The sequence below is a fragment of the Methylobacterium sp. CM6246 genome (assembly GCF_054818005.1).
Map to the genome: position 1 here is coordinate 3,800,300 of NZ_JBTXKY010000001.1, position 12,370 is coordinate 3,812,669.

The window sequence follows — 12,370 nt, forward strand, 5'->3', positions numbered from 1 at the left end:
GTGACCACGACGCCATAAACACGCGACGACCAGGAGGAAAAACCCATGCGCAACAATATTCCCGCCCGCGTCGGCATGCCGGTGGATGCGATCGACACCCCCTGCCTGATGGTCGATCTCGACGCCTTCGAGCGCAACGTCGACAAGCTCGGCCGCTTCATGAAGGAGAACGGCCTGCGCCACCGCGCCCACGCCAAGACGCACAAGTCCTCCGACATCGCGACCGTGCAGATCGAGCGGGGCGGGGCCTGCGGGGTCTGCTGCCAGAAGGTCAGCGAGGCCGAGGCCCTGGTGAGCGCCGGCATCCGCGACGTGCTGGTGTCGAACCAGGTCGTGGCGCCCCAGAAGATCGAGCGCCTGGCCGCCCTCGCGAAGCGGGCGCGGGTGCTGGTCTGCGTCGACGACCCCGGCAATGTCGATGACCTGTCGGCGGCCGCCGTGAAATACGGCGTCACCCTCGAGGCCCTGGTGGAGATCGATGTCGGCGCCGGCCGCTGCGGCGTCGCCCCCGGCGAGCCCGCGGTGGCGATCGCGAAGAAAATCGCCGCCGCGCCCGGGCTGACCTTCGCCGGGCTGCAGGCCTATCAGGGCCGGGCGCAGCACGTGCGCGACTACGACGAGCGCAAGGCCCTGATCCAGACGGCGATCGACGACACGAAGCGCACCGTCGACCTGCTGAAGGCCGAGGGGCTCGCCTGCGACATCGTGGCGGGGGCGGGCACCGGCAGCTTCGCCCTGGAGGGCGGCAGCGGCGTCTACAACGAGCTGCAATGCGGCTCCTACGTCTTCATGGACGCCGACTACCAGCGGGTGAAGGACGCGAGCGGCCAGCCGATCGGCGACTTCGAGAACAGCCTGTTCATCGTCACCTCGATCATGAGCAAGGCCAAGGCCGATGTCGCGATCTGCGACGCCGGCCTGAAGGCCCAGAGCATCGACAGCGGCCTGCCCCTGGTGTTCGGCCGGACCGACGTGGAATACGTCAAGTGCTCGGACGAGCACGGGGTGATCAGCGATCCGGGCAACGTGCTCAAGCTCAACGACCGCCTGAAGCTGATTCCGGGCCATTGCGACCCGACCGTCAACGTCTACGACTGGTATGTCGGGGTGCGGGACGGGCGGGTCGAGGCGGTCTGGCCGGTCACCGCCCGCGGCATGACGTTGTGACGGGGGCTGTGCCGTAACGGGTTCCCAAAGGGCGAGCCCTTTGGCGGGTGCAGGGCGGAGCCCTGATTCATCACAGCAGGGCGCTGCCCTGCACCCGCAAAAGGTCGCAGACCTTTTGAAACCATGACTTTGGAGGTCTTCACGTCATGCGCTTCATCTCGGAAGAGGAATCCGCCGCCCTGGTCGATCACGCCCTGGCGTTCGAGGCGGCCCGGGAGGCGCTGATCGCCGCGGTCGCGCCCGGCACCACCCTGTTCCCGGCGGTGCTGGGGCACGGCTCGGAGCCGGCCAACCGGTTCTCGATCAAGTCGGGGTCGACCGCCGACTATGCCGGCCTGAAGGTCGGCTCGTTCTGGCCGGGCAACCCGGACCGAGGCCTGCCGCGGCACAATTCGGTGATCCTGCTGTTCGACCAGGATGTCGGCCGGGTCGACACGGTGATCGAGGCCGGCCGCGTCAACGCCTACCGCACCGCCGCCGCCGACGCGGTGGCGGCCAGCGTCCTGGCCCGGCCGGATTCGGCGGTGCTCGCCGTGTTCGGGGCCGGCAACCAGGCGGAATTCGAATGCGCGGCCTTGGCCCGGATCCTGCCGATCCGGACCGTGCTGGTGGTGGCGCGGGATCACGACAAGGTCGCGGGGTTTGCCGAGCGCCTGCGGGGGCAGGGGGCCGCGGTCGAGGTGCGGGCGGCCTCGGCGCAGGAGGCCTGCCGGGCCGCCGACGTGATCGTCACGGCGACGCCAGCCCGGGCGCCTCTGTTCGAGGCCGATTGGGTCCGCCCCGGCACCCATGTCGCCGCCATGGGGGCGGATGCCAAGGGCAAGCAGGAGCTGCCCCCGGCCCTGCTCGAGCGGGCGGCCCTCTATTGCGACCTGCCCGAGCAGTCGCGCATCATCGGCGAGTTCCAGCACGCCCCCGCGGCGGCGGAACTGCGGGCGATCGGCGCCGTGCTGGGGAGCGGGCAGGGGGCCCGGACCGACCCCGAGGCGATCACGGTGTTCGATTCCTCCGGCATCGCCCTCCAGGACCTGACCATCGCCCGGGCGATCCTCGCCAAAGCGGGCGGGCGCGGGTAGGGGACGCCGACGCCGGCCCTCCCCCGCCCCGGCGGAGGACAGCGCAGCATGCAGGACAGGCAGATCCGGGTCATCGGCATCGGCACGGGCGATCCCGAGCACCTGACCCTCCAGGCGGTGCGGGCACTCTCCGATGTCGATGCAGTGTTCGTGCTCGACAAGCGCGCCGAGACCGCCGACCTGGTGGAGATCCGCAAGCGGATCTGCGCCGCCCACATCTCAAGACCCCACCGGGTCGTCACCGTCGAGGATCCGCCCCGGGAGCGCCGCCCGGCCGATTACGGCGCCACGGTCGAGGCCTGGCACGCGGCCCGGGCCGAGCGGCTGGAGGCGGCGTTCGCGGCGGAGCTCGAATCCGGGCAGATCGGGGCGATCCTGGTCTGGGGCGATCCGGCCCTCTACGACAGCACCCTGCGGATCCTCGACCGCATCGCGGCGCGCGGGCGCCTCGCCCTGCGCTGCGCCGTGATCCCCGGTCTCTCGAGCGTTCAGGTCCTGGCCGCCCGCCACGGCGTGCCGCTCAACGCCATCGGCGGCCCGGTGCTGATCACCACCGGGCGCCGCCTCGCGGCGGGCTGGCCCGGAGGGGCGGATGACGGGGCCGACAGCGTCGTGGTGATGCTCGACGGCGATCCGAGCTTCGCCGGCCTCGACCCGGAGTTGACGATCTACTGGGGCGCCTATCTCGGCAGCCCGGACGAGATCCTGGTCTCCGGCCGCCTCGGCACGGTCGGCGCCGAGATCCGGCGGGTCCGCGCGCAGGCCCGGGCGCGGCACGGCTGGATCATGGATATTTATTTGTTACGACGGCTCTGAGCGAGAGAGGCTGCGCGCCCCGGCCCCGGCCCCGGTGCTGCGCTGCGCGCGAATATCCCAATTCCGTCCGTCATCCTGAGGTGCCGCGCAGCGGCCTCGAAGGAACCCTCCAGGGATCGCGCGGCTGGCTGGAGCCCTCCTTCGAGGTCTCCGCTTCGCTTCGCCGCCTCAGGATGAGGGGGAGGATGGGAGGACCCGGGTCGAACACGCCCCGCGAGAACGCCGACCCCCTTGCGTGACCCCGCCGCCACGGACAAGACGGCCCGACCCGGCTAGACCCGCCGCCATGCTGCGCTTGCGGGACTACCAGCGCGCCAGCCTCGACGCGCTCGCGGCCGCCTGGGGGCGGGGAGGGGGCGACGCGGCGGCGCCCGGCCATCTGGTCGTGCTGCCCACCGGGGCCGGCAAGGCCCTGGTCATCGCCGCCCTCGCCCGGGAGGCGGTCACACAAAACCCCCTCGCCCGGGTGGCGATCGTCACCCACAGCCGCGAGCTCGTGGCCCAGAACTTTTTGGAGTTGACCCGCTACTGGCCGGAGGCGCCGGCCGGCATCTTCTCCGCCGGGCTCGGGCGCCGGGAGGCCGGCGCGCAGGTCCTGGTCTGCGGCATCCAGTCCGTGGCGGACCGGCTCGACGCGGTGGGCCCGCGCGACCTCGTGATCGTCGACGAGGCGCACCTGATCCCGCGGGCCGCCCACACCCGCTACGGCCGGTTCCTGGCCGGGCTGCAGGCGCTCGCCCCCGGGATGCGGGTGGCGGGCTTCACCGCGACCCCCTACCGGCTCGATTCCGGCCGCCTCGACGCAGGGGAGGGCCGCCTGTTTTCCGGGATCGCCTACGAGGCCGATACCGGCGACCTGATCCGCCGGGGCTTCCTGGCGCCGCTCGTGTCCAAGGCGACGCTCACCCAGCTCGACGTCTCCGGGGTCGGCCGGCGCGGGGGCGACTACATCCCGGCCGAGCTGGAGGCGGCGGTCAACCGCGACTGGATCACCCGGGCCGCCGTGGCGGAGCTGGCGGAATACGGGAGCGGGCGCCGGGCCTGGCTCGCCTTCTGCGCCGGCCTCGCCCACGCGGACGCCGTGCGCGACGCGGTGCGGGCCGAGGGGTATTCCTGCGAGACGGTCTCGGGGGAGACCCCCCGCCGGGAGCGCGACCGGATCGTGGCGGCGTTCCGGGCGGGCAAGATCCGCTGCCTGACCTCGGTGGGCGTGCTCGGCACCGGCTTCAACGCCCCGGAGGTCGACCTCGTGGCGCTGCTGCGCCCGACCCGCAGCACCGGCCTCTACGTGCAGCAGGTCGGCCGGGCGCTGCGCCGCGCCCCCGGCAAGGCCGACGCGCTGATCCTCGACTATGCCGGACTGGTGCGGATGCACGGGCCGGTGGATTCCGTGACGGCCCTCAGCGCCGCCCAGGTGCTCGGCGGGGCAGGGGGGCTGCGTGCAAAACCCTGCCCCGGCTGCGGCGCCCTGATCGCCCTGAACGCCTCCACGTGCGAGGCCTGCTGGACCGAGCCGGAGGACGAGGCCGACCCGGCCGCCCTGCACGACGCCGCGGCCGAGGACGAATTGCCGATCCTGTCGGCCGGGATCGTGCCGGCCTCGGAGCCCGCCGGCCCTGCCCCGGAGGCGGATGCGCCGTGGCATCCGGTGACGGACCTGACCCTGGAGGCGGCCCCGGACGGGCTCGATCTCGTGCTCGGCTGGCGGGACGGCGGTGCCGCGGCCGACTGGCGGGTGCGTCTGCGGCCCGGGCGCAGCGGCTACGAGCGGGAGAAGGCGGTGCTGTGGTGGCGCGGGCTCGGCGGCGGTCGCGACGCGCCGATGGATGCCGCCGGCTTCCTGGAGCGGGCCGAGGCCCTGGCCCGGCCGGCGGCGATCCGGATCCGGCCGGGCCGGCTGTCGGACCAGATCGAGTGCCGCGCCCAGGACGGCCGGATCTTCGCCGACCAGAGCCGGCTCGCCGGGCGCGCCGCGTGACGCCGCGGCAAGGGCAAGGGCAAGGCAAGGGCAAGGGCAAGGCGCGGGCGCGGGGAGGGCGCTTCATGCAGGTTCCCCGGACCGCCCTCACCCGGATCTCGCCGATCCGACGCCGGTCAGCCGCGCTCCCGGCCGCTGGGCCGGCCGCCGTCGGTGCCGAGAGGACGGAGCCGGCGATCGAGGCGTGCTCAGCCGGCCGCTGGCCCGGCCATCTGGCATGCCAGACCCCCTCACCCGACCGTACCGACGCTGTTAGTTCCATAATATATCTTATGCGAACTCTGGATGGGGCTGCCGGGGCTGCTCCGGGTGGGGCCGATCCAGTCCGAGCCTGGGCCTCACCATCACGGTGACGGCCCCTGAACCGTGCCGGCTGCCGGCCTTGTGAGCGCGCCTCGCGAGTTGGTTTTGGCAGTTTGGTCTTGGTCGTTGGCCTTGGCCGTCCTGGGACGCGCGTCCTCGATCTGGCGGTCTCTGAGCCGACGGGGTTGGGCGCCACGCGGGGCCCCGCCGGGCCTCTGAGGCCGCCGACCGTGTGCCGCTCCGGTGGCACCGGCGCCGCGGCGAAGCCGCCGCCTGGATGAAGCGGCCCGGCACGTGTCGTCGTGCCGGAGACCCGCGCGGCCGCATCAGCGCGGAACGGCCCGTCCGGGCGAGGGCGGCCCGCATTCCGGCCGGACGCCCCTCCCCGCGGCTGCGTCAGCAATCCGACAAGGGCCGGGCCCCGCTCGGGTTCGAGCATCGTCCTGACGGGTGGAGGCCGGTGCATCGGGATGGAGGCCCGGGATGGGGGCCTCGGATGGAGGGGCGGACGATCGGTCCGGGTGGCCGGCACGACCTGCGCCGGGGCGGGCGAGGCGGGACGGCCTCACAGGGCGGACGGGCAGTGTTCGCCGGTCTCACGCCCCTGCCCTGCCTCGCCCGGTGCCTGCCCCGTCCCCTCTCTTTCTCTCTGCCCCCTGCCCCGCCCATGACGGTGCGGGCGCGCGGACCGTCAACCGGCTGGCGCCGCGTCGAACCCGTCATAATAGTCGAAGAAGACCCGCTCGGGGTCGTGCCGGCTGCGCAGGGCGCAGAGCCGCTGCCATTTCTCGGGCGTGAAGGCGCGCGCGACGCTATCGGGATTCTCGATCGTGTTGCTCTCGCCCAGGTAGCAGCCGACCGTGAGCGGCCTCAGAGCCCCGACCATGGCCCGGTGCCAGTCCGTGTTGGTCCGGTCGTCGGCCGCCTCGTGCCACATCGTCCACGGGCCGCCATAGACCGCCGAGGACATCGAGCAGGCCATGTCCTTCTGCGCGGCCGGGACATCGGGGCCGCAGAAGATCGTGAGCAGGAACACGCTCGTGCTCGACGGCGCCGCCGGCAACAGCGGCAGGACGGCTTCGATCAGGTCCCCGGGGCTGTGATTCGAATACGTCGCCTCGACCCGGGACCGGAGCCCGTCCGGCCACAGCGCGCCGGACATGTCGAAGAGCTGCTCGAAGGTGAGCGGCACGGCGCGCTCCGCCGCGAGCGGCGCCACCGGCGCGCGGTCCAGGGGCTCCAGGGCGCGCCCGGCCGCCTCCGGCGTGTCCTCGAACGCCGTCCCGGTCACCATGCACAGCCAGCCGTCGTCGTCGGCGGCCGCCGCGCGCAGCGCCGGCGGCGCCTGGACGAGGAACTGGCTGAGCTCGACGCTGGGCGACACGTCCCGGGCGATCGCGCCGAGCCAGCGGCCGACCGCGGGGGCCTCCGCGAGACGGTAGTAATGGGTGCTGCCGTGGATCGCGTGCGGCAGCGCGTGAAGCTTGAGGTGGTACCGCGTGACGACGCCGAAAAAGCCCGGGCCGGCGCCGCGGGCGGCCCAGAAGAAATCCGGGTTCTCGGTCTCGCTGGCGCGGATGCGTTCGCCCTGCGCGGTGACCAGCTCGATGGCCTCCAGGCTCTCGGCGCCCAGCCCCCAGACCGTGGGGTTCCAGGCCATGCCGCCGCCCAGGAAGTAGCCGCTCGCCTTGACCTGCGGGCAATGGCCGGTGGGGAAGGCGAGCCCCAGCGGGTTGAGCGCCCGCTGGATGTCGCGGTTGCTGACGATCGGCCGGATCACCGCCCTGCGCTGCGCGGCGTCGATCGAGACGAAGCCCGTGAGATCCTGGAGATCGATCAGCAGGCCGCCGGACCGCAGGGTCGGCTGGCACCAATTGTGGCCGCCGCCCCGGACGACCACCTTCAGCCCGTTCGCCCGCGCGAAGGTCACGGCCGCGACGACGTCGTCCTCGTCGGCCACCCGCACCACGACATCCGGGGCGCGGTCCGGGATCAGCCGGTTCCAGAGGTTCGCGTGGGCCGCCTCCCGGAACTGCGGATCGCCCGCCGCGATCACGGAACCGCGGCAGGATCGTCTCAGGCTGTCGAGGGTCATGACCGCACCCGGCGCGAGGAATGGTTTCGGTCGGGCACGATCACGCCCCCCAGCCCTGTCGCAAGCTCAGTACGGCACCCGGTCTTCCTTCTCGGCGTACTTCTTCCAGACCTCGACGGCCTCGGCCCGCATGATCTGCTTGGCCGGGATCGCGCGGTCGCCGACGTCCTTCTTGAACTCGGCGTAGATCATGCTGTCGTCGAACCCGCCATACGTGAGCGCGTCCTCGACCTGGGCGGCGTAGTAGATGTTCTTGACGCCGGCCCAGTAGGCGGCCGCCAGGCACATCGGGCAGGGCTCGGCGCTCGTGTAGAGGGTGGCGTTGCGGAGCTTGAAGCTCTTCTGCGTCGTGCAGGCCTTGCGGATCGCCTCGACCTCGGCGTGCCAGGTCGGATCGTTCTCCGCGACGACGCGGTTGGCGCCTTCCGCGATGATCTCGCCGTCCTGCACGATCACGCAGCCGAACACGCCGCCGGCGCTGTCGACCAGCGAGGTCTTCTCCGAGAGCGCGATCGCGCGGGCCATGAACTCTTCGTGCCTGTCAGCCATTGTCTCGCTCCTCAAGGTTCCTGGACGTATCGATCAGTGTCCGGTGTAATAATCACACCTTACCGGTCAATGACTAAACCAAACACACAATCATATAATCTAAACAACCGCTGAATGGTCCGTGCCGTCGCTACCATGCCAGGGCGACATTCCGAATACAGCGGCGGATGATGGCGTGGCGCGCATCGGCGGATCCGATGTCGTGGACCGTCATCACGCATCGTCCATCAATCCCGGTGGCGAAAGACGTGTCTCGATCGTCACGAATCTCCATCGGGCCGAATGGTCTGACGATAATCGGCAGATGAAAACAGGAAGCATGGATGTCAGATCCGCGTCAACACGGATCGGCCGCCGCGCCGGGAATGTGTGTCACGCGGAAACCGGTCGCGCATTTACGAATCGTCGTAGTCTTCTTCAGCGCGATACCTTGTCCGATACGGGAAAGACTTGCTTCTGTAGGCCGGGGCCGGGCGGCGGAGGTCGGGTCCGCCCGGACGCGTGAGACGCACGGTCAAGAAAAACCGCCTCGGTCGCCGCCCCGGAGGGGCCGTCACAACAGCTTCCAGAACACCAGGATCATGACCGCGTAGGCGGCGACCAGCAGTCCGGCGCCGAGACGGTCCGCGCGCCGGCGTTTCTCAGGGGCCGGTGCCAGCCACCAGCGGAGGTGCTCGGCGGTCCACGGCACCAGGCGCGACGTCAGGAGCACGCTGAAGACGTTCCCGATGAACAGCGCCACCGGGAAGTCGATGCCCAGGGTCTGGGTGAGCAGCGGCGTGCCGACCAGCAGGCCCCACAGGAAGACCGTGGGATAGAGCGTCAGCAGGACGATCATGTTCATCTTCCACGCCGCGGGCGCGGGGGCGCCCTCCGGCGCGACGTCGCGGAACCATTGCTCGAAGCCGCTATGCACCATGCGGGTGTGGAATTCCGCCGTCAGCGGCGCGGCTTCCTCGATCAGCGCTTGGCGCTCGGGGGAGCCGAGCCAGGCTTGCAGGTTGGCGTCGCTGTCGAAGCGCAGGATCGCGACGTAATCCTCCTGCACCCCCGGCACCGCGGGCTCGAAGCGGTAGCCCTGCAGGCCGGTCGCCCTGGACTGGGCGGCGGCGACCTTCTGCTCCCACCGGAGGTATTGCGCCTCCATCCCGGGCTTCACGCGCGTGCTGATCACGGCCGAGACCGGGGCGGTCCGGGCGGCGCTGGCGTCGTCGGTGACGATGTGGACGTCGTCGCGCCCCACCAGCATCGCGGCGGCGCCGGAGATGCGGGATTGCCGCTCGGACGAGACCAGCCAGGCCCGGGCGTGATCCAGGCTGGCGAACCGCTGCAGGATCACCCAGTCGACCTGAAGCGGCGGGCGCGGCGGCATCAGCCGCTGCTCGATGAAGCCGGGAAACCGGGCGATCACCGCGCTGGTGTCGCCCTGCCATTGCGCGAAGGCGTCGGCGCTCTCCGGCTTGACCGTCGTCTGCGTCACGATGCTGACGCTGGTACCGACGTTCGTGCCGACGCTCGCGGTGCGGCTCGTTCTGGGCTCGCTCACGAGGCGCCACGCGTCCGCGGCAGGGCCGGGCAGGCCGGCGCATCCGTGCCGCACCGCCGTGGAACCCACAGGCGCCCGCCTGCCGGATACCGGGCGTTCCCGGAATGCCCGGAACGCCCGGTCGAACGCGCGCGCGCAACTCTCTGCATAGGCCCCCCACGGCACGGCCGGCGGCTCGACGTGATGGATTCAGGATAGGCGGGCGCGGGAGGGGAAAGTCAATCTGCGCGGAAGAGTATCGGCCGTCGCGAATGTAAACACTGTTGTTTTGTATTAACAAATGCAGATTTTAATCATCAATCAGCGAAGACTTGTCTTCGCCGGATCCAATGTCTGGGCGTCCGGCACGGTCGAGCGGTGATCCGGCCGCGAAGCGGATCGACTGAGACGGATCGTCAAAAGATAAACCGCGCGGCGTCACGGCAGTCGGGACCGCAGCCAGCCGAGGAGCGTCCGGCCCGGGAACCGGGGCGGCGGCATCCGGAACGTGGGTGCGGCCGCCGCCTCCGGGATCGGTCCCTCGTGGAAGCGCGCGCCGAACGACCAGAACCGGTCCCGCCGCGTGCCGATCATGCCGAGCCCCACGGGCTCGCGGGCGACGCCCGGGCGCATCCGCCCGCCCGCCCAGACCCGCTGCCAGCAGTCCCGCCGCGACAGGTCGGCGTCGCGCCAGCCCAGGCGCCCGTGGCCGGCGACCGCGAAGACCCGTTCGCCGGCGAACGCCTCCGGGATCCACACCCAGGTCGAGAACACGTAGGCCCGGTCGGTGCCGAGGCCGGACGGTTCGACCGCCCGCGTGTAGGCGCTGAGCGCCGTCGCGGCGTGCCGCCCGGCATGCCGGCGCAGGCCGCCCGGCAGGGTCAGGGCCGCCCCGAAGGCGCCCGCCTCGAACGTGGTCGGCGGCGCGCCGTGCTCGAGCGCGTAGGCGCTGTCGATCAGGTGGAGCCAGGGCTCGAGATCGATCTCCCAGGCTTGCGCGGTGGGGGCGAAGCGGCGCACCTGCCCGGCGATCACCCGGTCGGCGACCCGCCGGGCCGGCTCCGGGCGCCAGTCCGACCCGACCCGATCCGGCCCGGCCTCGACGACGCGCAGCAGCGTCGAGGGGCCGTGCGCCCAGACCGCCTCGGCCAGGCGCTCGAAGTCGGAATCCGGGGCGTCGCGGTCGACCTTGCGGACCAGGATCTTCGATCCGTCGGCGAGCTCGTCCAGCATCTTGCGCTTCAGGTGGGCGAGCCGGCCGTATTCGCGCTCCACCAGCACGTCCGGGTCGATCGAGCCGGCGGGATGGCCGGTGTTCGACCAGATGTTGTAGGCCACGCTGTGGCAGTAATAGGTGCCGCCGTCGCTGATGGCGATGCGCAGGTCCCCCGGCGCGCCGAAATCCGCAAATCCGCAGCGCAGGCCGCGGATCAGGTCCTCCATCGGCGTGTAGGCGAAGCGCAGCAGGCCCGACGGCTCGACCCCGCCGTAGCGCTGCACGAAGCCGAACTCGCAATTGCCGCCCAGGCTGCGAAACCCGTGGAGCCGCTCCGAAAGCCTCGCGGCCACCGCGTTCCTGATCCCGGTCACTGTCGTCCGCTCTGATCCCGCCGCGCCCTGCCGGGACAGATCGCGGCCTCCGCCCGGGTTTGTCCAGCCCCGCCCGCGCATGGGGGCGGGGCGCGACCGGCACGGCCGGCCCGGGAGGAGGGGGACCCGCCCGCCGGGGCCGCGAGGTCCCCTCCCCGGCCTCAGGGCGCGATCGCGGCCTCCAGGGTCTGCAGGCTCGAATCGGTGCCGATCGCGTGGCCGCTCTCGGCCAGCCAGCGCTCGGCGGTGGCGCGGCCGAGGTCGCGCAGGGCGCCGATCGTCGACCAGCGGGTGTCGAGCTTGCTGATCTCGCCCCCGGCCAGCTCGCAGGGCGCCTGGAGCAGGTGGATGTTGATGTCGGCCACCGCCCGCATCCGGGCATCCTGGGTGTCCGTCTCCCGGGCGTAGCGCTGCAATTCGGTCAGCGCCTTCAGGTCGCGCATCAGGCAGGCGTTGAAGCTGATGTCGCTGACCCGCCCGGCGACCTCGGAGGGCAGCAGGCCGATCGCGTCGGTCACGAACGGCGTCAGCTGCAGGACGATCAGGTCGGTGGCGCCGTGGCCGTTGAACACCAGCGGCTCCAGGGCCGGGTTGGCGGCGTAGCCCCCGTCCCAGTAGCGCCGGCCGTCGATCTCCACCGGGGCGAACAGTTCCGGCAGGCACGAGGACGCCATCAGGGCCTTCAGGGTGACCTCGGGGCCGGTGAACAGACGCGCCGCCCCGGTCAGGATGTCGGTGGCCGAGACGTAGAGCGGCACCCGCTCCTGCCGGGCCACCGTCTCGAGGTCGATGCTGGCCCGCACCACCGCCTGGAACAGGTGCATGTCGCGTAACGTCGGCAGGAACGGCGAGACGTAGGCCGAGGCCTCGCGGAACAGCGCCAGGGACCGGGCGACGAACGGGTCCAGGAAGGGGGCCACGTACGGCTCGAACGTGGTGCCGAACCCTTCGAAGCCGCGCAGGGGCGAGCGCTCGGCGGTCGCCCGCCACAGCCGCTCCAGGGCCTCCCGGCCGCCCTCGTCGCCGCCGGTGGCCAAGCCCGCCGCCAGGGCGGCGCCGTTCAGCGCGCCCGCGCTGGCGCCGCTGACCGCGACGATCTCGATATGCTCCTCCAGCAGCCGGTCGATCACGCCCCAGCCGTAGGCCCCGTAGGAGCCGCCACCCTGGAGCCCGAGGGCCACGCGCGGTTTCATCTGTGCCATCGTCCCTGCCGATCCTGCGCCTGCCGCGCCTGAGCGGGAACGCGTCGGCGCCCGGATTGCTGCACCGCC

Annotated in this window: 9 protein-coding genes; 4 read left to right on the top strand and 5 right to left on the bottom strand. The window is 71.8% G+C overall.

Going from position 1 to position 12,370, the window contains the following annotated elements; genetic code table 11:
• The first annotated feature begins 45 nt into the window (after positions 1–45).
• The 4 genes from ACYQPG_RS18515 to ACYQPG_RS18530 all read left to right on the top strand — a co-directional run bounded on the left by ACYQPG_RS18515 (position 46) and on the right by ACYQPG_RS18530 (position 5,037).
• The gene (locus ACYQPG_RS18515; protein WP_461231448.1) at positions 46–1,167 is read left to right on the top strand and encodes a DSD1 family PLP-dependent enzyme; all 1,122 of its coding nucleotides are present in this window, start codon (positions 46–48) and stop codon (positions 1,165–1,167) included.
• A gap of 146 nt (positions 1,168–1,313) precedes the next feature.
• Positions 1,314–2,243 (top strand): ornithine cyclodeaminase family protein, encoded by a 930-nt coding sequence (locus ACYQPG_RS18520; RefSeq protein ID WP_461231449.1) that lies wholly within the window; start codon positions 1,314–1,316, stop codon positions 2,241–2,243.
• A 48-nt stretch (positions 2,244–2,291) separates the two neighbouring features.
• Positions 2,292–3,059, top strand: coding sequence for a precorrin-6A synthase (deacetylating) (cobF, locus tag ACYQPG_RS18525; RefSeq protein ID WP_461231450.1), 768 nt, complete (start codon positions 2,292–2,294; stop codon positions 3,057–3,059).
• A 286-nt stretch (positions 3,060–3,345) separates the two neighbouring features.
• Positions 3,346–5,037 carry a DEAD/DEAH box helicase gene (locus ACYQPG_RS18530; RefSeq protein WP_461231451.1) on the top strand — a complete coding sequence of 564 codons (1,692 nt, stop codon included), beginning with the start codon at positions 3,346–3,348 and terminating at the stop codon, positions 5,035–5,037.
• 994 nt (positions 5,038–6,031) lie between these two features.
• On the opposite strand, the gene ACYQPG_RS18535 is transcribed toward ACYQPG_RS18530, so the two are convergent.
• From ACYQPG_RS18535 to ACYQPG_RS18555, 5 genes are all read right to left on the bottom strand, one after another.
• On the bottom strand, positions 6,032–7,435 hold the full coding sequence (locus tag ACYQPG_RS18535) for an FAD-binding oxidoreductase (RefSeq protein ID WP_147910912.1): 1,404 nt from the start codon (positions 7,433–7,435) through the stop codon (positions 6,032–6,034).
• A gap of 66 nt (positions 7,436–7,501) precedes the next feature.
• Entirely contained in the window at positions 7,502–7,984 is a 483-nt protein-coding gene (locus ACYQPG_RS18540) for a nucleoside deaminase (protein ID WP_147910913.1), read from the bottom strand.
• 553 nt (positions 7,985–8,537) lie between these two features.
• On the bottom strand, positions 8,538–9,530 hold the full coding sequence (locus ACYQPG_RS18545) for an antibiotic biosynthesis monooxygenase (RefSeq protein ID WP_461231452.1): 993 nt from the start codon (positions 9,528–9,530) through the stop codon (positions 8,538–8,540).
• Between the two features lie 417 nt (positions 9,531–9,947).
• Entirely contained in the window at positions 9,948–11,078 is a 1,131-nt protein-coding gene (locus ACYQPG_RS18550; RefSeq protein WP_419828430.1) for a hypothetical protein, read from the bottom strand.
• Positions 11,079–11,260: 182 nt separating this feature from the next.
• Positions 11,261–12,301, bottom strand: coding sequence for a patatin-like phospholipase family protein (locus tag ACYQPG_RS18555; protein WP_147909121.1), 1,041 nt, complete (start codon positions 12,299–12,301; stop codon positions 11,261–11,263).
• Positions 12,302–12,370: the final 69 nt, after the last annotated feature.